Source organism: Halomonas profundus (assembly GCF_020865425.1).
Taxonomy (GTDB): Bacteria; Pseudomonadota; Gammaproteobacteria; order Pseudomonadales; family Halomonadaceae; genus Vreelandella; species Vreelandella titanicae.
Window position 1 is genome coordinate 3,473,538 of sequence record NZ_CP086344.1, and the last position, 25,333, is coordinate 3,498,870.

The 25,333-nt window shown below is 55.5% G+C and carries 16 protein-coding genes and 1 pseudogene; 11 read left to right on the forward strand and 6 right to left on the reverse strand.

Annotation, left to right across the window (positions count from 1 at the left end; all coding sequences use genetic code 11):
• Window positions 1-104: 104 nt before the first annotated feature.
• Complete coding sequence (locus tag LMS44_RS15905; protein WP_009288215.1) at window positions 105-797, forward strand: hypothetical protein; 693 nt, start codon at window positions 105-107, stop codon at window positions 795-797.
• An 88-nt stretch (window positions 798-885) separates the two neighbouring features.
• On the opposite strand, the gene LMS44_RS15910 is transcribed toward LMS44_RS15905, so the two are convergent.
• Entirely contained in the window at window positions 886-2,385 is a 1,500-nt protein-coding gene (locus tag LMS44_RS15910; RefSeq protein WP_009288214.1) for a CoA-acylating methylmalonate-semialdehyde dehydrogenase, read from the reverse strand.
• 274 nt (window positions 2,386-2,659) lie between these two features.
• Between LMS44_RS15910 and LMS44_RS15915 the strand changes: the two genes are divergently transcribed.
• On the forward strand, window positions 2,660-3,730 hold the full coding sequence (locus tag LMS44_RS15915; protein WP_159177106.1) for a zinc-binding metallopeptidase family protein: 1,071 nt from the start codon (window positions 2,660-2,662) through the stop codon (window positions 3,728-3,730).
• Here the strand turns inward: LMS44_RS15915 and LMS44_RS15920 are convergent.
• Window positions 3,727-4,737 (reverse strand): alpha-E domain-containing protein, encoded by a 1,011-nt coding sequence (locus LMS44_RS15920; protein ID WP_009288212.1) that lies wholly within the window; start codon window positions 4,735-4,737, stop codon window positions 3,727-3,729. The genes LMS44_RS15915 and LMS44_RS15920 overlap by 4 nt on opposite strands.
• A gap of 4 nt (window positions 4,738-4,741) precedes the next feature.
• A pseudogene (locus LMS44_RS15925) lies at window positions 4,742-6,213 on the reverse strand (circularly permuted type 2 ATP-grasp protein).
• A gap of 364 nt (window positions 6,214-6,577) precedes the next feature.
• Here LMS44_RS15925 and LMS44_RS15930 point away from each other — a divergent pair.
• The 5 genes from LMS44_RS15930 to LMS44_RS15950 all read left to right on the forward strand — a co-directional run bounded on the left by LMS44_RS15930 (window position 6,578) and on the right by LMS44_RS15950 (window position 15,586).
• A complete protein-coding gene (locus tag LMS44_RS15930) occupies window positions 6,578-9,928 on the forward strand; it encodes a transglutaminase family protein (protein ID WP_498945652.1) in 3,351 nt (1,116 codons plus the stop codon).
• 63 nt (window positions 9,929-9,991) lie between these two features.
• Window positions 9,992-12,418, forward strand: a complete 2,427-nt coding sequence (locus LMS44_RS15935; protein WP_476488376.1) for a circularly permuted type 2 ATP-grasp protein — start codon at window positions 9,992-9,994, stop codon at window positions 12,416-12,418.
• Window positions 12,415-13,281: a transglutaminase family protein gene (locus LMS44_RS15940; RefSeq protein WP_022522531.1), complete on the forward strand. Its 867-nt coding sequence runs from the start codon at window positions 12,415-12,417 to the stop codon at window positions 13,279-13,281. Before LMS44_RS15935 ends, LMS44_RS15940 begins: the two co-directional genes overlap by 4 nt.
• Window positions 13,282-13,342: 61 nt before the next feature.
• The gene (locus LMS44_RS15945) at window positions 13,343-13,768 is read left to right on the forward strand and encodes a hypothetical protein (RefSeq protein WP_190374847.1); all 426 of its coding nucleotides are present in this window, start codon (window positions 13,343-13,345) and stop codon (window positions 13,766-13,768) included.
• 93 nt (window positions 13,769-13,861) lie between these two features.
• Entirely contained in the window at window positions 13,862-15,586 is a 1,725-nt protein-coding gene (locus LMS44_RS15950; RefSeq protein ID WP_498945655.1) for a potassium/proton antiporter, read from the forward strand.
• Between the two features lie 45 nt (window positions 15,587-15,631).
• Here the strand turns inward: LMS44_RS15950 and LMS44_RS15955 are convergent, their stop codons facing one another.
• Window positions 15,632-16,345, reverse strand: a complete 714-nt coding sequence (locus tag LMS44_RS15955; RefSeq protein ID WP_498945657.1) for a DUF3581 family protein — start codon at window positions 16,343-16,345, stop codon at window positions 15,632-15,634.
• 109 nt (window positions 16,346-16,454) lie between these two features.
• Here LMS44_RS15955 and LMS44_RS15960 point away from each other — a divergent pair, with 109 nt between their 5' ends.
• Window positions 16,455-19,451 (forward strand): AsmA family protein, encoded by a 2,997-nt coding sequence (locus tag LMS44_RS15960; protein WP_498945659.1) that lies wholly within the window; start codon window positions 16,455-16,457, stop codon window positions 19,449-19,451.
• A 10-nt stretch (window positions 19,452-19,461) separates the two neighbouring features.
• On the opposite strand, the gene LMS44_RS15965 is transcribed toward LMS44_RS15960, so the two are convergent.
• A complete protein-coding gene (locus tag LMS44_RS15965) occupies window positions 19,462-20,178 on the reverse strand; it encodes a trimeric intracellular cation channel family protein (protein ID WP_498947300.1) in 717 nt (238 codons plus the stop codon).
• Window positions 20,179-20,352: 174 nt separating this feature from the next.
• Between LMS44_RS15965 and LMS44_RS15970 the strand changes: the two genes are divergently transcribed.
• From LMS44_RS15970 to LMS44_RS15980, 3 genes are all read left to right on the forward strand, one after another.
• Window positions 20,353-20,847, forward strand: coding sequence for an NfeD family protein (locus LMS44_RS15970; RefSeq protein ID WP_027960029.1), 495 nt, complete (start codon window positions 20,353-20,355; stop codon window positions 20,845-20,847).
• Between the two features lie 2 nt (window positions 20,848-20,849).
• Window positions 20,850-21,902, forward strand: a complete 1,053-nt coding sequence (locus LMS44_RS15975; RefSeq protein ID WP_141440821.1) for an SPFH domain-containing protein — start codon at window positions 20,850-20,852, stop codon at window positions 21,900-21,902.
• A 246-nt stretch (window positions 21,903-22,148) separates the two neighbouring features.
• Window positions 22,149-23,948 carry a GGDEF domain-containing protein gene (locus LMS44_RS15980; RefSeq protein WP_498945661.1) on the forward strand — a complete coding sequence of 600 codons (1,800 nt, stop codon included), beginning with the start codon at window positions 22,149-22,151 and terminating at the stop codon, window positions 23,946-23,948.
• A 20-nt stretch (window positions 23,949-23,968) separates the two neighbouring features.
• Here LMS44_RS15980 and LMS44_RS15985 read toward each other — a convergent pair whose 3' ends face one another.
• Entirely contained in the window at window positions 23,969-25,291 is a 1,323-nt protein-coding gene (locus tag LMS44_RS15985) for a DUF2252 domain-containing protein (RefSeq protein WP_476488379.1), read from the reverse strand.
• Window positions 25,292-25,333: the final 42 nt, after the last annotated feature.

Here is a 25,333-nt window from a genome sequence, read left to right on the forward strand (position 1 = left end):
AGAGGCTTTTATTCAGCCGCCCTACTCGCCATACTGAAGATTCGTTCTGTGACAAAAAAACATGCGCTACTCTTAATAAACAGTTCGTTCAAAGGGACACTGTCATGAGCCATAACGAAGCCAAGGAACATACCCCCGGTCGTCTAAACGAGCTGTTTACTGACCCTTACCGAGCATTTGAAAATGATACCGATGAGCGTCAGCTGCACATTCGTATAATGCTACATATGCTGCTTGCCCGCCCAATGACACGGGGTCAAATGACACTTCGCGTCATTCATGGCTGGGAAAATGGCGGCTGTGAGCCCGAAGACCTCCAGCATGTCGACTATACTCTTGATGGCGTTCCTGACTTTAAGCGCGCTGTACAAGATTTTGAACACGCTTCTAAGCACAACACACCGTTACCTGCCGACAACAGCGCCATTCTTGCCGCCCCGCTTGCCAATGCAATTGCAGACGCCGAAGCCGAAGGGCAAGACCTTACCAACGATATTCGCGAGACCCCTGCGCGCTGGCCAGCCTTTGAGGGTGGTTTGGCACTATATACGCTGTTTAAAATGTACCATCGGCTGATTTATGGCGAAGATGACACCTACCGCTGCACGCAGTGTGTAACTCCGCTGGGAATGCGCGAAATACATGAGTTTCACCTTGAAGAGGGTGAGTTTGCTCTGCTCGTCCCCCCTGCTGAACACTTTATGGGTAAGGAGTCGCTGTTAGTATTGCATGAAAGCCAGCTCGGCCCCATTGAACAGCTGCTTGAAGAGAGCCTTCCGCTGTTTGACAACTTTTAAGCCAGCCACCTGGCTTGATCTGCCAAGCGGTTAACCGACCTCGTTAGCAACTGGCCCCGCTTAAGCGGAGCCAGTTAGCGCCACTTTTTTAACCCAGCGAAATCGTGCTATTAATACCGCTGGAAACATTCTCGGGTTCAAACCAACGTGCCGTTACGGTTTTTGTTTGTGTCCAGAATGCAATCGCCTGCTTACCATTGGGCCCTAAATCGCCCAGCTTTGAAGCCCTTGACCCGGTGAAACTAAAGTAAGCGACCGGTACGGGGATTGGCACGTTAATACCAATTTGTCCAACATCGATATCGGTTTCAAACCGGCGCGCTACCCAGCCTGAGTTAGTAAAGATGGAGGTACCGTTGCCGTTGGGATTGGCATTGATAAAGGCAATCGCCTCATCCAGGGTTTCAACACTGACCACACACAGCACGGGGCCAAAAATCTCTTCGCGATAAATGGTCATATCGGCGGTTACATCGGCAAACAGGGTCGGCCCCACGAAGTTACCGTTGGGGTAACCCTCTACCTGAACCTTGCGACCATCAACCATCAGTTTGGCGCCCTCTTTCTCCCCTGCATCGATTAAACGTAGTACACGATCACGGGCAGCAGGTGACACCAGCGGGCCCAAGTCCGCATCAAGCTGAGTGCCTGGGCCTACTTTCATTGCTCGCGCCGCATCTACTATATCGCTTAGCCACTCGCGTGCCTCGCCGACAAGCACCACTACCGAGTTCGCCATGCAGCGTTGGCCCGCAGCGCCAAAAGCTGAGCCCAGCAGGTTGTTGATCGCTTGACTACGGTTAGCATCAGGCATAACCACACAGTGATTCTTGGCGCCCATCATCGCCTGCATGCGCTTGCCCGCCGCTGCTGCACGGTTATACAGCAGCGACCCCACATGGGTAGAGCCGATGAACGAGAGCGCTTTGATATCCTGATGATCGGCAATTTGATTGGCCACGTCCGGGCCACCGTGCACTACGTTGAGCACGCCCGCTGGGATACCCGCTTCATGGGCTAGCTCCACTAAGCGCATGGTGGAGCTGGGATCCTGTTCGGAGGGCTTAAGCACAAAGGTATTTCCGGTGGCAATCGCCAGCGGGAACATAAAGCAGGGCAACATAATCGGGAAGTTAAAGGCGGTAATCCCAGCCCCCACCCCCAGCGGCTGGTGCATGGTGTAAACGTCTACCTCGTTGGCAGCGTTTTCGGCTAATTCACCCAACTGCAACGAAGTAATCGAACAAGCGTGCTCTACCACTTCCAGACCACGACCCACTTCGCCTTCCGCATCGGGCAGGGTTTTACCATGCTCCTCGGTGATAAGTGCCGCCAGTTCAGCGGTATTGTCGCGAATCAGCGCCTGCAGCTTGAGCATGATGCGCATGCGTTTCCCCAGCGGCACTTTACGCCACTCCTTGAACGCCTCTTTGGCACTACTGATAGCGCGTTCTACTTCGTCAGCGGTACAGAACGGCACTCGAGCCACTACTTCTTGCGTCGCGGGGTTGACCACGTCGCGCCACTCCTGGCTCTGTGACTGCACGGGCTGGCCATCGATATACATGGGAATTTCGCGAACGGACATAGCGTTGCTCCTATTTATGGTTGTGGTTGTTATGGGTGCGAGTATTAAAAAAGCTGTTTTTAAAACGCATCGCGGTAAGGCAAGTACACAGGGTATAGCAGCAAGTTGACGTTAACGTCAACCAAGTATCTCATGAGTAAACAAAATCTACGCCAGGACGTCAATTAGCCTTTCCATTGTGGCACCACGCTGGCTATGCTTCGGCTAATCAGTGTGCCGCAGGCTTGCGGATCGCCCACGGCGAAAGCGCGTGTTTAAACACAGGGAATTATCTATGCAGACCTTTCACTGCCGCTGTGGCAATCCGCTGTTCTACGAAAACACCCACTGCCTTGCCTGTCAGTCAGAAGTAGGCTGGTGCCCTGCTTGTAGCAATATCGTGGCCATTGAGCCCTTGGATAACGGCGGCTATCGCTGTACCCACCCGGGTTGCGATACAGCGCTAATGAAGTGCCACAACTACGCTGTTGAAAACGTATGTAATCGGCTGGTGGTGATGGAACACGGCCAAGCGGACACGCTCTGCGACTGCTGTCGTTACAACGAAGTAATACCCGACCTCAATATTGCAGGCCACCGTGAGCGTTGGGCGGCACTAGAGGCTGCTAAACGGCGCCTTTTTCATACTCTGGATCTACTTAAACTTCCCCACGGTACCAAAGACGACGACATTGCTGTGCCGTTAAGCTTCTCATTTATGGCTGATGCCCTCCCCGACCAGGGCTTATGGCGTTCCACCGCCAAGCCAGAGAAGGTGTATACCGGCCATGCAGCAGGGCATATCACCATCAACATCAAAGAAGCCGACGACGTTGAACGCGAGCGTTTGCGGGTCGACATGAACGAATCCCATCGCACATTAATTGGTCATTTCCGCCATGAAATCGGCCACTACTATTGGGATGTATTGGTTAAGGATCGCGATGAAGAAAATTGCCGTGCGGTATTTGGCAATCACCACCGGCCAACCTATGCCGAAGCGTTAGAGCGCTACTACCAGCAGGGGGCGCCCAGCGACTGGCCTAATCGCTTCATCTCTGCTTACGCCACCATGCACCCCTGGGAAGATTTTGCTGAAACATTTGCCTACTACTTGGATATAGTCGCCGTGCTGGATACCGCACTGCACATGGGCATTACCCCCGTTGAGTACGACGGCAGTCTGGAGAGCATGCTGATTGCCTTTCATCAGGTAGGGATGGCAGTGAATGAGCTCAACCGGGATATGGGCCTGCTCGATTTGGCCCCAGGAGTGCTTGCCCCAGCGGTGCGCGAGAAGCTGGCGTACCTGCATCGAATCGTGCAGGCCGCCAGCCCGCTAGAGCGCGACTCCCCCACTGGTTAGTCGTTATCGTTATCCCCTGCGTGGCTTTGACTCTGGCTCTGACTCTGGTTTTGGGTGACGCGGGGCACGCTGTCGTCATTCACAAAGTAGGTTGCGCTAAGAGTATCGTGGATAGCGGCAAAGCCGATCTGCAGTTCGTCGATAAACAGGTGCAGCTTGCTGGGTGAGTGGGCCAGCGCTTGAATATCGGCATCCACCACATCGGCGCGCACCAGTGAAACGGTCGCTGCCGGTCGATCCTGTCTTGGCAGTAGCGTCAGCTCATGGCCCAGCGTCTCCAAGCTGCAGGCAATGGAGCGTGGCAGATTAGGATCTTGCAGCAAAAAGCGCAGCACATCCGGGCCCCGAACGCGTAAGCGTACCTGCTGACGGTACATTTGGTAGGCGGTGAGCGATTTGAGTACGCTCATCCACTGCAGGTTTTCAAACGGCAGTAGCTCTTCAGGGTTTTGCGGCAGCAGGCTGGCAGAGCGCACATCCACGATGCGAGTAGTCATATCGGCCCGCTCTAACTGACGCCCCAGCTCAATAAAGGTACGCGCAGGGCCATGGCTTAACGTGCCTTCAATCAGGCCCGTCAACGCCTGGCAGCTACGGATGACGCTTTTGAGAAAGCTATCGCGACGGCGTGGACTAACACCGTTTTCGGCATGATCAGCCACGCTCAGATAGAGCTGGTTAACCTCTTCCCAAATCTCCCGGGGCACCACATCCCGAGTGGTTCTGAGGTTCTCACGGGCACTGGCAAGCGCAGAGATAATCGAAATATCATTGTCAGTATCAGCGCATAAAAAGTGCACCACATTGCGTTCATCAAAGTCTTTATGGCGTGCGGTAAAGGCTTCCAGACTGCCGGTCATTTCGATAAGGGGTGCCCAACCGAGCGGTAAGCGACCCGGCAAATCGAGCATAAGGTGGCTATTGACACTCAGCAAACGGGCAGTGTCTTCCGCACGTTCAATATAGCGCGCCATCCAGTAGAGGTTCTCTGCAACGCGTGACAGCATGGCGTTAGGCTCCTTTCACCGCGGCCGCTGCCGCCTTATCGTCGGTTTCTACAATCCAGGTGTCTTTACTGCCGCCACCTTGAGAAGAGTTCACCACCAACGAACCCTCTATCAATGCCACGCGGGTTAGTCCACCGGTGGTGACATGGATTTCTGGCCCCGAAAGAATGAAGGGGCGCAAATCCACATGGCGCGGCTGCGGTAATCCATTCGCCAGCGTAGGCGTGGTCGACAGTGCCAGGGTCGGTTGAGCCATATAGTTGCGCGGGTTCGCCTTAATCAAGCGGGCAAACTCTTCGCGGGTCTCTTTGGTTGAGCGTGGGCCAATGAGCATGCCGTAGCCCCCCGACTCATTGGCCGGTTTCACTACCAATTCATCCAGGTGGTCGAGTACATAGCGGCGATCGTCCTCGAACATACACAGGTAGCTGGGCACGTTGGGGATCAGCGGCTCTTGATCGAGGTAGTAGCGAATCAACGCGGGAACAAAGGCGTAAACGACCTTATCGTCCGCCACGCCGGCCCCCGGAGCATTGGCAAGTGCTACTTTCCCCGCCCGCCAGGCGCGCATTAGGCCCGCCACCCCCAGCATGGATTCCGGGTTAAATGCTTCCGGGTCGAGAAACTCATCGTCTACACGGCGGTAAATAACATCGACCCGGCGTAGCCCTTCCACGGTGCGCATGTACACCACATCATCGTCATCAACGAGTAGATCACTTCCCTGCACCAGCTCGACGCCCATTTGCTGGGCAAGATAGGCGTGCTCAAAATAGGCAGAGTTGTAGATCCCGGGGGTCAGTACCACTACCTGGGGGTCATCACCTGGCCTTGGCGACATCGCCGCCAGCATGTCGTAAAGCTGAGCCACATAGTCATCAACGGGCAAAATCTTGCCTGAGGCGAACAGCTCCGGCAGTACCCGCTTGGTGACATTGCGGTTTTCCAGCATGTAGGAGACACCGGAAGGAATGCGTAAGTTATCCTCCAGCACGTAGAGCGTCCCGTCGCCATCGCGCACCAGGTCAGAGCCACATACATGAGCCCATACACCGTGAGGAGGGTTAATGCCAACACACTGGGGGCGGAAATTAACCGATTGTGCCAGCACCTCGGCGGGCAGTACTTTGTCCTTAATGACTTTTTGATCATGGTAAAGGTCATCGATAAATAGATTCAGTGCCTGCACGCGCTGCTTAAGGCCTGCCTCGGTTTTATGGCGGGAATGATTCGCGGCACAATATCAAAGGGCCAGGCACGGTCAATCATCGCGCCTTCAGAGTAGACGGTGAAGGTAATCCCCATGGTACGAATAGCGATCTCCGCTGCGGTTTTTCGCTCCGCTAACTCCTCGGCACTAAACCTTGCCAACATGTTGCACAATTCACCCGCTGACTCCCGTGGCTGACCGGGTGCGGCCATCAGCTCATCGTAGTAATCACGACACGCATAGTTATTCCAATTCACTTGGCTCATGGGCGCTCTCCTGGCGCGGGGGTGGAAGCGGCAACTTCCTCAATGCTCAGTGTAGGCCTGCCGCGTGCAAAACAATCAAACAAATGAGAGCAAAATGCGTACCATCTTTTGCGATATTTCAACGTTCACTTACTTAAACGCCGCTTGACAGAGAGCACGAGGAAATTAAAACGCCTTTACGCCCTATCTTGGTGCGCGCAAGTGGCATCAAGTTGGTGCATAACGCGATTTCCACTTTAGTTAAACGTCTTAGTTAAGATAGCGGCTGCAAAAAAGTAAAAGTGGAACGATACTTGCGAAACGTTCGGTTATTCCTTAACCCAACCGACCAGCCGGTTAATAACGGTTCTTTTGAGGGTGGCTCATGACCATTCGCGTTGCCTTGTATCATCGTACGACTTACCACTTTGACCGCCCGGTGCGTCTTTCGCCCCATGTTATTCGGCTGCGCCCGGCGCCCCATTGCCGCACTCACATTGAGTCGTACTCGCTCAAACTCTCCGGCGATGACCACTTTTTAAACTGGCAACAGGATCCGTTTGGCAACTTCAATGCCCGTGTGGTGTTCCCTGAACCGCGCCAAGAGTTAACCATTGCCGTCGAGCTAATCGCTCCGATGACGGTGATCAACCCGTTCGATTTCTTTTTGGACGATATTGCGCAAACGATTCCCTTTGCTTACCCGGAAGCGCTGCGCCAAGAACTAAGCCCTTATCTTGAAATAACCGAGTCAGGGCCGCGGCTGATGGAGTGGCTCAAAGCCGTTCCCCGCGAACCGACTACCACCGTCGATTTTCTGGTTGCGCTTAATCAGCGACTACAGGATGAAATCGGCTACCTAGTACGCCTGGAGCCCGGTGTTCAGAGCTGCGAAGAGACGCTGACACTCGCCAGCGGCTCCTGCCGCGACAGTGCCTGGCTGCTGGTGCAAATTTTCCGCCATCTGGGCCTCGCCGCTCGTTTTGTGTCCGGTTACCTCATTCAGCTTAAACCCGATGTCAAAGCGTTGGATGGACCCAGCGGCAGCGAGGTGGACTTCACTGACCTGCACGCCTGGACAGAAGTTTTCCTGCCCGGCGCTGGCTGGGTAGGCCTTGACCCCACCTCAGGCCTGTTCGCTGGCGAAGGACACATTCCGCTCGCCGCCACTCCGACGACGGGTAGCGCTGCGGCCATCACCGGGTTCTCGGATAAGTGCGAAGTCACCTTTGATGTGACCATGGAGGTCGAGCGCATCCATGAAGACCCAAGGGTCACCAAACCCTATAGCGATGAACAGTGGCGGCGTATCTGCGCGTTGGGCGACCAAGTGGACGCTGAACTCTTGCAGCAGGACGTACGCCTTACTATGGGGGGCGAACCAACGTTTGTATCCGTCGATGATATGGAGAGCCCTCAGTGGAATACCGAAGCGTTAGGTGAGCACAAGCGCGAGCGCGCCGAGGCACTGCTAACCCGGCTGCAAGCCGCCTATGCGCCCGGCAGCGCTATTCAGCAACAGCAGGGCAAATGGTACCCCGGTGAACCGTTACCGCGCTGGGCGCTGGCCTGCTATTGGCGGAAAGATGGCGTGCCGCTATGGCGAGATCCAAAATGGTTAGCTTGTATGGAAGGCGCACCCAAGGTAGACGTTGATGATGCCATGGCGCGACGCTTCACCAAGGCCCTTAGCGAACGCTTGGGTGTGGCCGAACGCTACTGGATTCCGGCGTTTGAGGATGCCTACTACTACCTTTGGAAAGAGCAGTCGCTGCCGGTCAATGTGGATCCCCGGGAAGCCAATCTCAAAGATGACGCCGAACGCCACCGTTTAGCTCGTTTATTGGAGCAGGGGTTAGACGAAGTCGTGGGCTACGCCCTGCCGCTGCGCCACTCGATCAGCCAAGCCCACCGCTGGGAGAGCGGCCGCTGGCCGCTCAAGCGCGACCACTTATTTCTGGTGCCCGGCGATTCGCCCATGGGCCTACGCTTACCCCTTTCAACGCTTCCCTGGGCTGACCCAGAGGAGCAGCCGCAGCCTGAATCGCTGTTCGCTCCTCGGCCTGAACTGGGTGATATTCACGGTGAAGTTGCCCGCCGCAACGCCGAACAGCTGCATATCAGTGATGCCGAACGCTTGGGGCGCTCAAGCCACCCGAGCCCATCACACCCCGAGGGCGAATCCGTTCAACAGCAGCCCCAGGCAAACAGCGATAGGGAAAGTAATGTTATTCACACCAGCCTATGTGTGGAGCCACGGGATGGTCGCCTACATATTTTCCTGCCCCCGCTGACCGGCTTAGAGCACTACCTGGATCTACTTAGCACCGTTGAGGAGTGCGCCAAGGAACTCGCTTGCCCGGTCATGATAGAGGGCTACTCGCCCCCTCGGGATCCGCGTCTGGAAAATTTTATGATCACCCCCGACCCAGGCGTGATCGAAGTGAATATTATGCCTGCGGCCAGTTGGCAAACCTTGGTTGCACAAACCGAACGGCTGTATGCGGAAGCCCGTGAAACCCGCCTGGGCACTGAAAAGTTTATGCTCGATGGCCGCCACACCGGTACCGGCGGTGGCAACCATGTCACCCTGGGCGGGTTGACGCCTGACGATTCACCGTTTTTGCGTCGTCCGGATCTGCTCGCCAGTTTAGTCACCTACTGGCAGCACCACCCGAGTCTCTCTTACCTGTTTTCGGGCCTGTTTATTGGCCCCACCAGCCAGGCGCCGCGGGTGGATGAAGCTCGCCATGAAGCCCTCTATGAGCTGGAGATCGCCCTACAGCAAATGCCCGAAGGCGAAGTGGTGCAGCCCTGGCTGGTCGATCGCTTATTGCGCCACCTGCTCACCGACTTAACCGGCAATACCCATCGCGCCGAATTCTGTATCGACAAACTCTATTCGCCGGATAGCGACAGCGGTCGCCTTGGTTTACTGGAACTCCGCGGCTTTGAGATGCCGCCCCATGCCCGTATGGGGCTGATGCAGATGCTGCTGATTCGCGCCTTGGTAGCACGCTGCTGGAAAACGCCCTACCGGGCCAAACCGGTGCGCTGGGGCAGCGCCTTGCAGGATCGCTGGATGCTTCCCCACTACCTCTGGAGCGACCTTGACGACGTGCTGGGTGACTTGCGCCACCACGGCTTCGATTTTGATCTAGAGTGGTTCGCCCCCTTTCTGGAGTTCCGCTTCCCGCTGCACGGTCGCTTGCACACCCCCATGCTGGATATCGAGCTGCGCCAAGCCATCGAACCCTGGCATGTGCTAGGCGAAGAGGCCTCCGCTGGCGGCACTGCCCGCTACGTAGACTCTTCGGTGGAGCGTTTGGAAGTCAAAGTCAGCGGCATGAGTGGTGACCGCTATGTGGTAACCTGCAACGGCCGCCGGGTACCCCTTTCAGCTACCGGCAGAAACGGCGAAGCTGTGGCCGGGGTGCGTTACCGCGCCTGGCAGCCGCCCTCGGCGCTGCATCCGCAGATTCCCATCCACGCGCCGCTGGTGTTTGATGTGATCGACACTTGGAACCAGCGCTCAGTGGCGGGCTGCACTTACTACGTAGTACACCCCACAGGGCGTAATTTCGATACCTTCCCGGTCAATGCGTTTGAAGCCGAAGCGCGAAGACTGGGGCGTTTTAGTGACAGCGGCCATAGTCATGGCCATCAGGTTCCCAAGCTGGAAACCCCCAGCCTGGAACTGCCGCAGACCCTCGACCTGCGCTGGACGCCTAGCTAATGCTTTTCTCTTAGCGACTAGTGCAGGATAATCCGTCTCCTACTGCTTAGGATTACAAGGATAATGACGGCCCCTGTCTCTCCCTCACTTCTCGCGCCCGTGGCTAACGGGCTCGTTGAGGATTACTTACACCAGCTAGGCAAGGGACAGCCCGGCACGTTCGACGCCATGCTCGATGGCCAGGGGCAGTTACGCCCTGGCTGGCAGAGCTTACTCGGCTCATTGGAGGGCCTGGGCCCGACGGGTCGTCACCAGCAGCATGACGAGATTCAGCGCCTACTGGCTGAAAACGGCGTAATTTTCAATATGCATGATGAAACCCAGGGACGTTCGTGGCGGCTCGACCCGCTACCCTGGGTGATTGATGAACCACAGTGGCAAGCATTAGAAGCGGGGCTAATCCAGCGCAGTCGTCTGCTGAGCGCCCTCTACGACGATATCTATGGGCCCAAAACGCTCTTTGAGGCTGGACTACTCCCCACCCAAGAGCTGCTTGCCTCAGCGCATTTATTACTGCCCTGCCACCAGTCGCTGCCCAATGACCGCGCGCCGGTTATTTTCCACGGTGTGGATGTGATTCAGGATACTCAGGGCCAGTGGCGGGTGATGGCAGACCGCCTACAGGCGCCATCCGGTACTGGGCTTGCGCTCGAAAACCGTATACTGATGGCCCGCGCCCTGCCGGATATGTATCGCAATGCGCCCTTAAAGCGGCTAGCGGGGTTTCTTGACCTACACCACCGCACGCTGATCGCCATGGCCTATCAGCATCGCGATAACCCCACGCTTATCTTATTAACGCCGGGGCCGGGGAGCCCACGCTATTTTGAGCACGCCTATTTAGCCAATTACCTCAATATTGCACTGGTAGAAGGCCAGGATTTAGTCGTACGCGATACCCAAGTATGGCTGCGCACCCTGGGCGGTCTACAGCCAGTCGATGTGGTACTGCGCCACTGCGACGACGCTTACTGCGACCCGCTGGAACTGCGCGGCGATTCGCAGCTGGGCGTACCCGGGCTACTCCAGGCCATGCGCTCAGGCGGCGTGGCGCTATCTAACGCCTTGGGGGTGGGCATTTTGGAAGCCCCGGTGTTAGCAGACTACTTACCGATGCTGTGTGAGCACCTGCTCGATGAGCCCCTGCTATTGCCTAACGTCGATGCCACTACGCAGCCAGCCACCGCACCGGTTTTCGATAGCCACCTACAGCGTCTGGAACCCACCACGCTCAACCTACGCTGCTTTGTAACACGCACCCCCAATGCCACTGCCAAAAGCAGCACTGCTGCTAAAAATAGTGCGGCTGGCGAGTACCAAGTAATGCCCGGTGGTTTAGCCTGGGTCGGCGAGCCTGGCTTGCCGTCCTTAAGCAGCACCATCGTTAAAGATGTCTGGGTTACGGCGGCCTCTCCCCAGCCCCATGTCAGCCAGCTCCGCCAGGCCCGCGGCCCGGTGGTGGCCACCCGTGACGGCACCGACCTACCCAGCCGAGTAGCCGAAAGCCTGTTTTGGTTAGGCCGCTACGGCGAGCGCTTAGACACCCGCGCGCGACTGCTGCGTGAAGCGCTGATGAGGCTAATGGAGTACGACCAGGATGAGATCGCCGATCAGTTGCTCGATGAACTTCTGTTGGCACTGGATATCACTACGCTAAACGAAGAGGACCAACAGCGTCTACAGGCACCGCTGATTGGCTTTGATCTAAAGCGCACTGCGCTGCTGGCCCAGTTTGATGACGTAGACCCTCAGGCCTTACAGCCCCTTTTTGCACAGCTAATGCGCAACGCACGCAGCGTGCGCGACCATTTAGGCGACGACTCCTGGCGGGTGGTGCACCAGCTGCGTCAGCGCATGGCCACCTTCAACCCAAGCTTGGGGGCCAGCGCGGCACGGCGCGCTTGCGAGGGGCTGTCTGCTCAGCTAGCCGCCTTCTTCGGGCTGTGTAACGAAACCATGCCCCATCACTACGGCTGGCGGTTTATGGATATTGGTCGCTTCCTGGATCGCGTACTGGGACTGCTCTCGCTGCTCAAGCTCACCCTCAATGCGCCGCACTCGCCGGGGCTGGCGTTGTGGGAAGTCGTGCTCGCCACCACCGATAACTTTACCGCCTATCGCCGCCGCTACCGCAGTGAGCTTCACCCTGCGGCGATTCTCGATCTACTGCTGTTCGATGAAACCAATCCTCGCTCGGTGGGCTATATGCTCAAGCGTATTGAACGACAGATGGATCGCCTGCCGGGCAGCTCATCGCCCTACCGTAACGCCGAACGGCGGCTATTAATTCAGGCCAATGCGGCACTGCACCTGGCCGACATTGATCGCTTAAGTCATCTAGCCGATACACCGGAGGCACAGGATGCCTTAGAGCAACTGCTGGATGCTTTAATTGAACCCTTAAGCGCGCTTTCTGAAGCCATCAGTCAGAGTCATTTCAGCCACGTGGAGCGGCCACGCCAGTTAGTCAGCATGGAGCCTGATGCATGAACTACACGCTGCGCCATACCACCCGCTACCACTACAGCGCCCCCGTGACGCTGTGCCATAGTGAAGCTCGGGTGCTACCACGTAAAACGCCGCATCAGCACTGTGGTGCCTCAGAACTGCAGATCAGCCCCACGCCGCAGGTACAGATGGAGCGCCGCGATGTATTCGGCAATCGAGTGCTCTATTTCGCCATGGAGGAAGTTCATCAAACCTTGGATGTCACGGTGGTAACGCAGTTGAGTACACACCCCTTAGCAGCGCTACCCACCACCTCAACGACGTGGGAACAAGTCGCTCAGCAGCTTAGCCAGAACAACAGTTTTGACATTCAACTTTACCGCCTCGACTCACCGTTTATTCGCCGTAATGATGAGCTGGCCACCTTTGCCCACAGCTGCTTTACCCCAGGCAGGCCAATAGTCGAGGCGACTCTCGCGCTCAATGAACTGATTCATCAAACCTTCGAGTACGACCCCAGCTTTACCACACTCGCAACGCCGCTAAGCGAAGTACTCGCCAACCGGCGTGGTGTCTGCCAGGATTTTGCTCATCTCGCGATTGGTGCATTGCGTTCGGTAGGTCTTGCTGCGCGCTATGTCAGTGGCTATTTGGAAACCCAGCCCCCGCCCGGGCAGCCACGCCTGATCGGCGCAGATGCTTCCCATGCATGGTTGGCGACCTGGATTCCCGAATGGGGGTGGCTGGCGCTTGACCCCACCAATGGCACCGTGGCCAGTGAACAGCACCCTGTACTGGCCTGGGGGCGAGATTACGCCGACGTAGCCCCGCTAAAAGGCGTCATGAACGGGGGCGGCGAACACCGCCTGGAAGTCGAAGTGGATGTCATGCCACTGGTGGGCTGATGCAAACCAACCCCACCTAAGGTATAACAGATACATAGCTGGCTTGTTCAAGGAAGACCCGATGCAGCAAAGGGATGGTGATGGTAAAAACGTCGGGCATGCGCCTCTCTGGGCATCCCAGATCCTGCTTTTGGGCTGTTTTCTGGTCTTGCTATCGGGTGCCGTCGAACAGTTTTACAAGCCACATTTCACCGAGCTGCAACAGACCGATGAAAGCCTGAAAAGTCTTTCGAGTCACTACGCTTTCGCGCCACTCCCCACCAAGCTACGAATAAGAAACGCTGCCACCAAGCGGCAGGTAGATAAAGAGCTTTTGAAGGCCATCGAATGGTCAGCCGACGATCCCCCTCCCGTTAGCTTTTTCGCCTCGCTGCATTCAGCTATCTCCCACCAGGCAATTCTTGGCCGTGTCGTTTCAAACGACACCAGCGGCTGTGCCCTCCTTCTTCCTCCTGGTCGGGCACCGCCTATCCTCGCAAAGAGCTAACTACGTAGTTGTTCAGTTATTCATTAGTGGCACCGCTTTAGAGACACGCTGCCACTCAAACTATCAGCACCTTTTTAGAAGGGTTCTCCGTTTATGTTTCCCGTTGACAAGCTCATTTTACTTGCTGCGATTTTGATATTGGTGGGCATTGTATCGAGCAAATTATCTGCCCGCCTTGGCTTACCTGTCCTGGTTCTGTTCTTGGTCATTGGCATGCTGGCCGGTGAGAGTGGTATTGGAGGGATCGCCTTCGACAACCCAGCGGGGGCACATGCCCTAGGCACGCTGGCGCTGGCAATGATCCTCTTTGACGGCGGGCTTCAAACGCCTACCTCATCGATTCGAAAAGTCTGGAAACCCGCCTCCCTGCTCGCCACTTTCGGGGTGTTGATCACGGCTCTAATCACCGGCGTGGCAGCCGCCTACATTCTCGACTTACCGCTGCTGGAAGGCCTGCTACTAGGGGCTATCGTGGGCTCCACAGATGCCGCAGCGGTATTTTCGCTGTTAAGAAACGCCGGCATACATATCAATAAAAAACTGAAATCCACGCTAGAGATCGAAAGCGCCTCAAACGACCCGATGGCTATTTTCCTTACCGTCGGGTTGCTGGAAGTGCTGGTCAATGGCATGAAACCAGGCACGGGGCTGCTTGAGCTTTTCGTCATGCAGATGGGCGTAGGGGGCCTGGTAGGGCTTGGCGTAGGATGGGCATCGGTCAAGATCATTAACCGCATCCATCTGGTGGCCTCGGGCCTTTACCCGGTAATGGTGGCCGCGTGTGGCTTCCTTTCCTTTGGTATCTCAGCCAACGCAGGGGGGAGCGGATTCCTGGCCATTTTCCTGACCGGGGTGTTCATTGGCAACCACCGTATCGCCTTTCAGCGCAGCACATTCCTGTTTCATGATGGGCTCGCCTGGCTAAGCCAGATCGTGATGTTCGTGGTATTGGGGCTGCTGATAAACCCGGTGTCTCTGCTGGATGTATGGCTGGAAGGGCTGGTGATTGCTGCGGTACTGATTTTGGTTGCCCGGCCAATCGCCGTGTTGCCGGTCATGAAACTGTTCGGCTTCAATGCCCGTGAAGCCAGTTTAGTGGCCTGGGTAGGTCTACGTGGCTCCGTCCCTATTATCCTGGCTATTTTTCCGCTGATGTTTGGGCTGGAGGGTGCAGAATTAATCTTCAATGTGGTGTTTTTCGTGGTGCTGATCTCGGCAACCATCCAGGGCACCACTCTGCCAGTGGTGGCCCGCAAGCTGGGATTGACTGAAAAACCGCCAGCGGTACCGGCAGCTAGCCTTGAGATTACCGCACTGGAAGAGGTAGATGCCGATATCGTGGAGTATACCCTGAGCGACCATCCACGCGCCGCGGGTCGGCGGCTTTCACAAATGGCACTACCCGATACGACGGTCGTCGCAATGATTACCCGGGGTAAGGACGTAATTCCCCCGCGAGGCTCGACAGAGCTAATGGCTGGCGATCACCTGTTCGTGGTGCTGCGTCCCGAGACGAGGCCGTTTATCGACTGTGTCTTTTCAGATGCGGTGGGCGTGGTCAGTGACGAGCTGCCCGATCAGGAGCTGAAGCTCAAGGGCAGTACCAGGATAGACGATTTACGCCACTCGTATGGCGTGTTGATCGACGGAGAGGATGGCCAGACGACTCTTGATGCGCTGCTGCGCAATACACTCTCCAGCCAACCGGAGATAGGCGACTCACTTCAGCTCGATGGCATCATGCTGACTGTACTGGCAACACTCGGTGGCCGTATTACCACGGTTGGCTTGACGGTGCAGGATAAGCCTGACCAATAAGCAACCTATCCGTACTTAGCCTCGCAAGAGGCTAAGTACCAGTGTTCAAGTCGAGGCCGTCTCGTAAGCGGCCTTGAGACGATAGAACTCTTCTACAATAGCGGCCATTTCATCGGCGTCATAGTCACAAAGGCCGCTCACTACGAGCTTTTTGGACCCCACCCCTACGGCCTCCCCGGCGGACTCAATAGAGAACTCCAGCAGTGCATCGGCGCGTTTACCGTGCACCTCCAGCGAAGAGTGGTTCAGCGTCAAGCCCGGTGCAAAACCATCCAAGCGCTCGAGTGAAAACCCCATGCTATCGTAGATCACCAGTGGACGTTTGGGGTTAAACATGACCCCGTGCTCTTCCATCAGCGGTTTGAGATAGTGCGGAAAGTTTTTGCCTGAAAACGCGACATAGCAACGCGCAAAGGCTTCCACCACCGCAGGATCGTGGGTAATGTCACCACTACGCACCACCTGTAAGTAACATTTGCCGCTCTTATCGCAGACGTGAAGTGCACCGTTGTCTGCTTCGCTAAACTTAAGCGGTGTATCAGCGCCCACCATGTTGGTGAAGCGAAATTCCATTTGCCGCGACAACCCAAACTTTGTGAGTATCAGTACAAACAGTAGATCACCGGGCACACAAAAACGGCGTGCATCCGGGTTATGAATAGGGTTGTAGTCACCCGCCACGCCTTTGGCGAAGCGACTGGCCTGCTCTGCGGAGATCACTACATACTCTCCGCGCTGCGCGTAAAAATCCTTGAACATGGCGTTTGTTGCCTGCCTAGCGTTGAAATCGAAAACCCGTCACTGCCCAACGCCGCGCATAATGCCATAAAACACGCCCCAACAGGAGTTATCTGCTAGGGAAGCCACTATGTCAGACGCGAACACTCGTAAAAATCGCCTACCTCGCCTGCTGCGAAGGGCGTTGGTTGGCCTACTGTTTATCCTCTTTACCTGGGTGGCGGGCAGCTATTGGCTGCTTAACAGCCAGTGGCTGCCCGAGCGCATTTCACAATTCGAGGGCATCGACATCCGCTGGGAGCAAGGCGTTAGCCGCCACCCAGGCCGCTGGGAAGTAGAGGGACTCTATCTCGCTCGTGAAGATGAAGCACTGCCCATCTCAATTGAAGCCGAACGCGCCACCCTTTCGCTCTCGCTAATGGCTCTATTACGCGGCGAACTGCATATCGACACACTCGATGCCGAGGGTATTCGCCGCCTGACCGTTGGTGACATCGCGCTTGAAGCTGACGGCCAGCTGCAGGTAACGGAGACCACGCTAAGTCGCGACACCCTAGCGATTCCTAACGTTTCCCTCGCCATTACCAATGGTCGTTTAGTTCGCTTGAGTGATCAAGAGACCTTAGTGCGTGATATTAACCTTAACGCTGATGCAACGCTCAATTCGATAACTCCTGTCGACGCTACCAGCGGCGAGCTGAACCCCAACCTACTAGCAGCGCTCTCAGCGCAGCTTCAGTTGGATGCCCAGGCGGATGCCTGGAATGTCTTTATGCCCTACCTAGGCACCCTGCCCTGGCTAACCATTGAAGGGCGCGGGGCGCTAACTGGAGCACTGGAGCTCACCGCAGGAGAATTACAGCCCGGCAGCAAGCTTATACTGAACGCGCCCCTGCTACGCTTAGCGATTGATGTGCAACGTTTACATGCGCCGACTGACTCGCCGCGCTGGATACTGGCGGATACCCCTCCGCCTCGCCACACGGCTACGGGCGAGGGCCAAGTGCGCTTGTCGGTTGAGAACGATCAACTGCATTTTTCAACGCAGCTGGCCGATGTTGAGCTAGCCGACACGCACCCTTACGCAGAGCATACCGAGCTACGCCTTGCGACCCAAATTCCTAATCAGCGACTGGATCAGCTCGACCTTCCCACCTCAGCGACACTCGCCTTGCAAGGCGATATCACCCGCCTGGATATGCTGGATCGATATCTTTCGCCCGGTATAGGAGAACGGGGTTCTGAAGGAGAGAGTTCTGAACAAGAGAACTCTGAACTGGAAGGCATCAGCCTTTCCGGCCATGGGCAAATTGAGGCCTCTGCCAACATTCGCCAATCGCGCCTTTTTGATGCCCAACTAAGTATTCAAGCAACTGAGTTGATGGCAGATACGCGTGGTTTCATTGCCCGAGGTGGCGGCTCACTAGATGCCCAGCTAACGCCACAAGAAATTATCGAAGCAACGCTTTACTTTGCCAACGCCACGCTGCACCACCAGGAGCGTCTGCTGCTTGACGATGCCGCTATCAACGTCTCGGCATCGAGCCCAGCTGATCCAGAAAAGGCCCGCGAAGAAGCATCCGCGACATTGAGCTGGCAATCCGCGCAACTGCCTAATATCAGCGTTTTACAAACCTACTTAGGCGCCATTTTACCTGACCCCGCGCCACTGCAGTTGCTTAGCGGGAAAGCCGCAAGCCACGGCCAGCTCACCATGGCGTCAAAACAGCTCAGCGGAGAGGTACATTTAGCCGGAAACGGGCTTACCACACGCTGGCAACATGGCGAACAAGTCGGCACGTTAACCAGTGATATGCAGCTTTTCCTGCCTATTCAGCAGGCAGCAATGGATGGCTCAACGCTGAACATCAGCGGCACCCGGTTGAGCTGGCAAGTGGCCGATATCGACCAACCGAGCGAACGCTTAGAGAGCATATTGGTGCTAAATGATGGTCGCTTTCAACGCAGAGGTGACGTACCAAGCGGGCAATTTTCACTCGAGGGAAGCGTGCAACGGCTAGGCTTTTTAAATGCGTTTTTGCCTGACGCCCACGGTTTAGCCATCGCGGGTGAAGGACAACTCTTTGCTCAGGGCGCCTTTCGCGATAACCGCTTGCTGGCACCCACTCGGCTGCGGGTCAACGCCGACCAGTTAGAAGTCACGTTTTTAGATTATCTCGCCACCGGACGGGGCGAGCTCACCGCCCAGTTGGATAGCACCGAGCGGGCCCAGCTCTCGCTTGGCATCCCCCGCTTTGCCTTGAGTCGCCAAGGCGATGATAGCCCGCACCTGGAAGGACGCCACTTTGCTCTCACCACGCAAACCGAGCGCTTTAGCGATGTGCTTGAATCTCCACAGCCCGAGCACTTCACCACGCGCATCGCGCTGCCGATTACCGAGGTGCCCGACTTCACCCGTTACAACCGCTACCTGCCCGAAGGCGCGGGTGTTAGGTTGCTGGATGGGCAAGCCAGCCTGGAAAGCGAGTGGCTGTTGGAAGGATTAAATGCACAGGGCGAACTAACCCTGCGCGCCTTCGGCGCAGAGTTAGTGCTGTTGGATCAGCAGCTTCGCGGCGACGTTCATCTCGACTTACACCTAACCGACGGCGACCTGGAAACGCGTCGTTTTAACGCAGATGACTCATTCTTACGCTTGGAGAACGTTAGCCGACAAAGTGAAAATGGCTCTGCCGATGCCGGTTGGTGGGTAACGCTTTCCATGTTGGATGCGCAATTGGCGTGGGAAGATCCTATTCGTCTCGTCAGCCAGCTCCGCCTTGAGATGCGCGATACCGGTTTACTCGCCCGGCTATTTCTCGCCCGCGCAAGGGATAGCGACTGGTTAGGGCGACTGCTAAATGTGCACGATATCGAGGGCACGGCGCAGCTAGAGATCAGCGGCAAGCAGATCAGCCTTAGCGACTTGACGCTCGCTGGTGGCCCGCTGCTGCTGCTTTCCGATCTCGCTCTGGCAGACCGCAGCGCAAACGGCGCGCTCTATGCCCACCTTGGCGTGATTGGATTAGGGGTTGAACTTGAGGACAGCGAACCAACCTTGCACGTTATTCAACCCCGCCGCTGGTTTGACCGCTGGCGGGAGACGAACCGCTCCCTTAATCATTAGTCTCTAATGATTAGCGTTTTTTGCGCTCACGGCGAATCATCCTCACCCGCTCTTTAGCCTTTTGCGGTGTCGAGAGCGGTGCTGCCGCCTCATCATGGGTTTTCGGCGGCACCGTGACCCAGGCAAACACCGGCAGCGCCAAGTGCCAATGGATCGCCGCCAAACGCAGCCCGAGGGTAACGCTTAGTGAGGCGCCAATAGCCATGGTTAGCGGCGCCTCCAGGGCATGCAGCGCCACGTAAACAACCCCACCCGCCATCGCTGCCGTCGCATAAACTTCTTCGCGAAGCACCATGGGCACTCGCTGGGCCAATACATCACGTATCATGCCGCCTGCTACGCCGGTCATCATGCCCATCAAGACAGCTACCGTTCCAGACGTGCCCAGCAGCAGTGCTTTATGAGTCCCAATCACAGTAAACAGTGCTAAGCCAAACGCATCGGCGATCGGTAAAAAGCCCCGCGACAGGCGGTGGATATAGTGGAAGCCCATCAACGACACACCCACGGTGGCTAAAATCACCCACAGGTAGGTTGGATCCGTCACCCAGAACACCGGCCTTACACCGAGCACTAAATCACGCAGCGTGCCTCCACCAATGCCGGTCACCGCTGCCAGCACCAGCATACCTATAGGATCCATGCGCGACCGGCACGCCAAAATCACGCCTGAAAGCGCGAACACGATGACACCCGCCATATCCAGCCAATAGACCACACCCGACAACACGCCCTTCTCCTTTATGCTCGCTATCTTTAAAGGCAGGCAGGATAGCACCCTTCAGAGGATATGCTCGCACCCAAAAACACGCTTGCGACCTAAGCAAGATAAGTTCACATAATTAGGTTACGCTGACCTAATTGTCATTAACACTTGCATTCACGACGGAGTAACACTGCTATGGACTGGAGCCCGGCTTATAGCTGGTTGGTACTCGCCTTACTATTAAGTTTGGCAGAGCTGACTTCTGGCGCGATGGTGCTGCTAGCGCTGGGTATTGCCGCTGCGCTAACAGCGGCCGTTACAGCGCTAGGGTTAACGCTTCCTTGGCAACTGCTTGGCATGGCTATTTTTACCGGGGTACTGCTGCCAATATGCATTATGGTCATTCGCCCGCGCTTCTCCCCCCGCGGTGTTGCTTATGGCACAACAGGCACAGGTGTGGAAAAAGGTAATCGCTACACTACTCTACGCCGGGATTTTGATGATGCCACGGGCATTAAAGTCAACGGCGATTTCTACCGCCTGCGCGTACTTGAAAGCGGTGAAACCGAGCTACCCAGCGGTACGCTGGTCATATTTAAACGATTTGAAGGCACCACTGCGCTAGTCGCATTACATCAGCCTGAAGACACAGCCTTTCAAGATGACAATTCCCAACGCAAGGAGCCTTAACCATGGATCTACCTATAAGCCCCGGCTTATTAATAAGCCTCATTATTGTCGTGATCGCAGTACTGATCATCTCTAAAGGTCTGATTATTATTCGCCAATCGGAAGTGATGGTGGTTGAGCGCCTAGGTTCGTTTCACCGCGTTTTAGAAAGCGGCATTAACATCATCATTCCATTTATCGAACAACCCCGCGCGATCACCATGCTGCGCTATCGCAAAATGGGTGAGGACTATAACGCTATCACCACCGACGAAACCCGCATTGACCGCCGCGAAACGGTGATGGATTTCCCCGGTCAGCCGGTCGTCACCACTGATAACGTCACCGTTCGTATCAATGGCGCGCTCTACTACCAAATCATCGACCCCAAGCGGGCCGTCTATGAGGTAGAGAATATGAGCCAGGCCGTCGAAGTACTAGCCAAAACCACGCTACGTTCAGTGGTTGGTAAAATGGAACTGGATAAACTCTTTGAATCCCGTGCGGAAGTGAATAATGAGATTCAGGCCGCGATGGAAGAGCCTGCTTCCAAGTGGGGGGTCAAAATCTCCCGTGTCGAAGTACAGGATATTGCCATGCCGGAAGAGGTGGAAACCGCTATGCGCCTGCAAATGGCCGCCGAGCGTAAGCGCCGTGCCACCGTCACCGAGGCCGAGGGGGAGAAATCAGCGGCGATTGCCATGGCCCAGGGCCAACGTGAATCCTCGATCCTCAACGCTCAAGGTGACAAAGAGTCGGCCATTCTACGTGCCCAGGGTGAGCAGGAGTCTATTAAACTGGTGCTTAGTGCCATTGGCGATAGTGAAGAGAATAAGCGCACCGTAGTGGGCTACCTGCTGGGCCAGAGCTATATCAAGGTACTACCCAATATGGCGAAGAATGGTGAGCGAGTATTCGTACCCTACGAGTCCTCTGCTCTGCTTGGCTCCATGGGCATGTTCCGCGAAATGGCCGGCTCACCAGAAGATACTGTCGCAAACCACCTTAAAAGCCGTAATCACGGTGACAGTGATTTTCGCAGTGGGCTGGTAGGCGGAGCCGCTAGCGGTAACTAAAAGCGTACTTGAGTATTTATATGCTTTGCAAAGCCTGGCCCGAGTAGCCAGGCTTTTGGGTTAAGTTCAGGAAGCTAACCGCTAGCAAGCGTTGAAGAAAACATCACCTAATTAAGGCTCATATTCGTTAGACTCTACGCTTAATGCTCAACCTCACTTTTATTGTGCACGTAGCGTCGTTAGTGATGGCCCCTATGTAGCACTTATTAATAGCAAGATCGCGACCAAGAGATTAGGACGTTCACCATGCCGCCTAGTGGGTTCGCCATTCGCCGAAGCACTCTACTGCTCTTAACGCTTGCGTTACTGTTGGCATATTCAGGCTACCTACTAGCTGCTACCTCTCCCAAACCGCTCCATAATTGGGAGTATCGCTGGGGCGACTCTCCTTACGATGCCGATAGCCATCCTCAATGGCTGCAAAGCGACTCGACAGAGTGGCAGTCGATTGACTCTCCTTCGAACCCACCTGGCCGCAACGGGCACGAACACCTCTGGTTACGCACGACAGTGCCCGCCGGTGACTGGAACGATCCAGTACTTTTTATCACCAGTATCAATTTGATTGGGCAAGTTTATCTAGGCGATGAACTGATCTATCAATATGGTGAATTTGACGAACAGGGAAAAGGCGATTTTGCGGGCTGGCCCTGGCACATGATTGACCTACCAGAAAATGCCGCCGGTCAGACGCTCACCTTTCGCTTTTACTCTTACTACACCAGTATTGGCTTATGGGGCCAAGTCCAGGTAATGGAACGCATTGAGGTTTTAAAGCAAATTATCCATGAATCTGCTCAGGATCTCGGTGTGAGTGCTTTGGTATTGGTGCTCGCTATCCTGGCCACCATTTTCGCGTTAATAGGCCCCGAACGCCGGGGTTTCGGGTCTATTGCGTTGTTTGCCTATGCTTCAGGGCTAATGCTGCTTGCGGAGACCCCAGCCCGTCAACTCATTGCCGATGGGCCATTGGCCTGGGACACACTCCGAGCAGCCAGCTACTACACCCTACCGGTGGCACTGGGGTTGTTACTCAGCTATTGGTTGGAGGGCACCGCTAAGCTCTGGATAACTCTCCTTTGGGTTATTCACTTGGTGTATCTGGTGCTGGCGATTGGTTTGGTTCAATTGGGCGTGCTTAGCCTGTCATTAACCTTCCCCATCTTTGATGTCATGCTGGCCTTAACGCTCCCCGTAATGCTGGCGCTTGCGCTCATGCGCTTTCAAAAACTCACCCTGGAACAACGTCTCCTGGTAGTGAGTTTTACTTTTTTTGCCCCACTGCTACTCGCCGATATGGTGGTCGCCCACGGCTTTGTGAGCTGGCGCATCGTGCCCTTGAGCTACGGCACACTGGCTTTTTCTTTAGCGAACGCGGCTATTTTTCTGTGGCACTACCGGCATACACAGCAACAGCTTGCCATGGCCAATGAGACTCTAGAGCAGCAGGTGGCGGCGCGAACCGCCGACCTCGACCGGTTAGTTCAAGAACTGGAAGGGCTCTCACGCAAAGACCCATTAACAGGCTTGCACAACCGTCGCCATTTCGACACGGCATTCGAGCACCATTGCCAGCGAGCTAAGCAGCATGACAGTCAACTCTCCGTGCTAATGCTGGATGTGGATCACTTCAAACAGATTAACGATGATTTTGGTCATGACGCAGGAGATGCCGTGCTGGTCGAAATCGCCCTGTTATTGCGGCACCACTTAAGAGATTTGGATGTGATCTGTCGCTTTGGGGGCGAAGAATTTGTTGCCTTGCTACCTGCTACCTCCCGAATCGCTGCCGAGACGCGCGCAAAGGCGCTGTTAACATCCATTGCTCATCAGGCATTTATTCATCAAGGCTCTTCTCTGCGGAAAATCACGCTTTCCTGCGGTGTCGCAACATATCCTGATCACACTCAAGACCCTAAGAAATTGCTGCGCCTTGCCGATGAAGCGCTTTATCAAGCCAAGCACAGCGGCCGTAACCGCTGTGTAGTATGGGAAGTGACACTTGAAGAGCAGGGATTTATGCTCGGTAGGCAACAGCCGCAATAACCACTCATGGTATTGGTTAATTAAGCAGCCCCCGACGCCAGGAAGTGATCAATAAACACAGCGTAATCCTGCTCTGTGCAGTCGGCGTAAGCCACCGCCAGTGTTGTAACCACCTCAATAAACAGGTCTTCACGCCCTTTTAATCGTTGGCAAACGGCCTTGGCAAAGCGTGTTGAGTCACCCTGGTTAAGCGCCTGGGCACCGCGCAGGTGTTCACGGGCGAGAATTTCTCCCCACTGCTTTGCCAGTTTTCGATATGACTTACCGCCAGAAAGCTTATGGGTCGGAAAGTCTTTCTTGAACGGCGAGCGCTCACGCACCGAAAACACCTTTCCGTTCATGGTTAGCCAGCCGAGATAGGCATCTGGGTGCTCAGCAATGGCGTGGAAGGCAGCTGCATGACGGATGGCTTCGTTAGGAAACAGCTTACGCCACGCCTGCTGCTGTTTTTTATCCATTAATCGAAATGCTTCTGGAGGTACCTGCTCTTTAACATCCAGGATGATGTCATCGTGCTCGTGCTCGACACCGCCTTCAATCAAGACGTAATAGCGTTCGACACCCAACGAACCGGTGCCTGCATCCAAACGCCGTGCCGTATCTTTGACGCGAAAATGTTGGGGATCACTCTCTTTAATAGCGTGTTGGAGCGTTTGCTGATACTCCTGCTCAATTAAGCGGCGTAGTTGGCTGGCCACATCCGCAGGCAGGTTAGCGAGCTTGCCAGGCCGTTCGGCGAACTGGCGGCCTTTCTGCTCATCTAGGGTCGTCCACTTTTCGAGCATCCGCGCACGGCTCTGCTTATCGGCGACTTTACTCATAAAGGGCTTAAGCAGGCCCTTTGCACTATCAAGGGTCACGGCGTGCACGGGCTGACTATCAACGTGATCGACCAGCGTTTGGTAATAGCCCTCTATTAACTTTTTAAGCGCTTTATCAATCGTTTTTGGATCCAGCTCCGCATTTTCACGAGCATCTAATACGACGCTGATAGCCAGCCGCCACAGGTCATATTGGTAGTCGCCAATCAGCGCATCATCGAAGTCATCCATGCCGTAGCGCACTTGGTCATCGTGGTGACCATAAGCGCCAAAGTTATAGACGTGGGCGTCGCCCTGCAACCAGGTTTGGGTCTCCGGCCAGCCGCCAAACAGGGCGAACCGCCAATCGTGCCATACATCATTCCAGTACAAATGATTACTGCCGCGATAAAAGCGGTAGGGCGACGCAGCCATTTTGGCGTACTTAGCTTGGCGGGTAGCCGTTGGTAAGGCGCTATTCGCCTGGTGGGTAGCCTCAATCACCTGCTGAGGGCGGTTATGTCCAGTCAATGCATGACTCATCGAATTACCTTTGTTGATGCAAAAAACACTTTAGTACAAAGG

Bases quoted from the DNA above. Each gene is read 5' to 3' on its own strand.
- LMS44_RS15960 (WP_498945659.1), top strand. From the start codon at position 16,455: ATGTCAGACGCGAACACTCGTAAAAATCGCCTACCTCGCCTGCTGCGA.
- LMS44_RS15910 (WP_009288214.1), bottom strand. From the start codon at position 2,385: ATGTCCGTTCGCGAAATTCCCATGTATATCGATGGCCAGCCCGTGCAG.
- LMS44_RS15985 (WP_476488379.1), bottom strand. From the start codon at position 25,291: ATGAGTCATGCATTGACTGGACATAACCGCCCTCAGCAGGTGATTGAG.
- LMS44_RS15905 (WP_009288215.1), top strand. From the start codon at position 105: ATGAGCCATAACGAAGCCAAGGAACATACCCCCGGTCGTCTAAACGAG.
- LMS44_RS15950 (WP_498945655.1), top strand. From the start codon at position 13,862: ATGTTTCCCGTTGACAAGCTCATTTTACTTGCTGCGATTTTGATATTG.
- LMS44_RS15920 (WP_009288212.1), bottom strand. From the start codon at position 4,737: ATGCTGTCACGCGTTGCAGAGAACCTCTACTGGATGGCGCGCTATATT.
- LMS44_RS15980 (WP_498945661.1), top strand. From the start codon at position 22,149: ATGCCGCCTAGTGGGTTCGCCATTCGCCGAAGCACTCTACTGCTCTTA.
- LMS44_RS15975 (WP_141440821.1), top strand. From the start codon at position 20,850: ATGGATCTACCTATAAGCCCCGGCTTATTAATAAGCCTCATTATTGTC.
- LMS44_RS15915 (WP_159177106.1), top strand. From the start codon at position 2,660: ATGCAGACCTTTCACTGCCGCTGTGGCAATCCGCTGTTCTACGAAAAC.
- LMS44_RS15955 (WP_498945657.1), bottom strand. From the start codon at position 16,345: ATGTTCAAGGATTTTTACGCGCAGCGCGGAGAGTATGTAGTGATCTCC.
- LMS44_RS15945 (WP_190374847.1), top strand. From the start codon at position 13,343: ATGCAGCAAAGGGATGGTGATGGTAAAAACGTCGGGCATGCGCCTCTC.
- LMS44_RS15970 (WP_027960029.1), top strand. From the start codon at position 20,353: ATGGACTGGAGCCCGGCTTATAGCTGGTTGGTACTCGCCTTACTATTA.
- LMS44_RS15930 (WP_498945652.1), top strand. From the start codon at position 6,578: ATGACCATTCGCGTTGCCTTGTATCATCGTACGACTTACCACTTTGAC.
- LMS44_RS15935 (WP_476488376.1), top strand. From the start codon at position 9,992: ATGACGGCCCCTGTCTCTCCCTCACTTCTCGCGCCCGTGGCTAACGGG.
- LMS44_RS15940 (WP_022522531.1), top strand. From the start codon at position 12,415: ATGAACTACACGCTGCGCCATACCACCCGCTACCACTACAGCGCCCCC.